Source organism: Protofrankia sp. CiP1_Cm_nod3 (assembly GCF_982290655.1).
On the sequence record NZ_CEVIVD010000004.1, the window covers coordinates 84553 to 85926 of the forward strand.

A 1374-nucleotide genomic window follows, 5' to 3' on the forward strand; every position below is an offset into this window, starting at 1 on the left:
CGGCCCGGACGGCCCGGGCGGCCCGGACGCCCCGGCTGGCCCGGACGCCGGCCCGGCCGGGGCGCCGGTGCTGCGGCGGGCGGTCGTGTCGGTGCGCCCCGGCCTGACCCAGCTGCCGATACCCCGGGCCCGGACGGGCCGGTGGCCGCGGGACAGCCCGGTCAACCTCGCCGCGCTCACCGGGCGTGGGCACATCGCCCCGCTGGCCGGCGCCTCCTGGCTGTCGTCCACCGACATGGCGCGCTGGATGGGGCATGTCGGCGCGCACACCCTCGCCGCCGTGCCGCTGGTCCTGCGCGGCCAGGTGGCTGGTGTGGTCAGCCTGATGGCCGCCGGCGACCGGCCGCCGTACACCGAGGCCGACGTGGCCTTCCTCGAGGAGCTCGCGGCCCGCGCGGCGGTCGCGGTCGAGCACGCGGAGCTCTACCGGCGCAGCCGGGACACCGCGCTGACCCTGCAGCGCAGCCTGCTGCCACCGACCGTGGTCGAGCCGGAGGGGCTGGAGATCGCCGCCCGCTACGTGCCCGGGGTCGAGGACACCGAGGTCGGCGGGGACTGGTTCGACGTGATCGACCTCGGCGCGGGCCGGGTGGGCCTGGTCATCGGTGACGTCATGGGCCGCGGGGTCCGGGCCGCGGCGATCATGGGCCAGCTGCGGACCGCGGTGCGGACCTGCGCCCGCCTGGAGCTGTCCCCGTACGAGGTGCTGGCCCTGCTCGACGGCGTGGTCAGCGAGATCGACGAGGGCCAGATCGCCACCTGCATCTACGGCGTCATCGAGCCGCACACGGGCCTGTTGACGCTGGCGAACGCGGGGCACCCGCCGCCGTTGGTGGTGGCCCCCGACGGCCTGGTGTCGCGGCTGTACATGGAGGTCGGCACCCCGCTCGGGCTCGGCCGCGGCGACGTCAAGGAGTACACCGTCCGGCTGCACCGGGGGGCGCTGCTGGTCCTGTTCACCGACGGGCTGGTGGAGAGCCGGGAGCGTGACATCGACGCCGGCGTCTCGGACCTGGCCGCGGTGCTCGCCCGGCAGGACGGCTCCCTGGGCAGACGGGCCGACCAGGCCCTGGAGGCCCTCGGCCGGGACGCCGGCCATGACGACGACGTGGCCCTGCTGCTGGTGGGGCTGCCCGACACCGACGCGGGCGGGGCGACCCGCTACGCCGACATCACGGTCCCCGACGGGCCGGCCGGCCTCGGCGCGGCCCGGGGACGCGCCTGCGACCTGCTGCGGACGTGGTCGGTGGACGCCGACACCGTCGACTCCGTGGTCCTGCTGATGTCGGAGCTGGTCACCAACGCGCTGGTGCACGGCCGGTCCCCACTGTCCGTGCGGCTGCGCCGGACCGGGTCCCGGGTGATCGTGGAGGT

1 protein-coding gene is annotated in these 1374 nt (G+C 76.6%); it reads left to right on the forward strand.

Features of this window, described 5'->3' with window-relative positions; genetic code table 11:
- A partial coding sequence (locus AC5LUJ_RS02365; protein WP_493464383.1) for an ATP-binding SpoIIE family protein phosphatase occupies positions 1-1374 on the forward strand: 1374 nt, incomplete at both ends.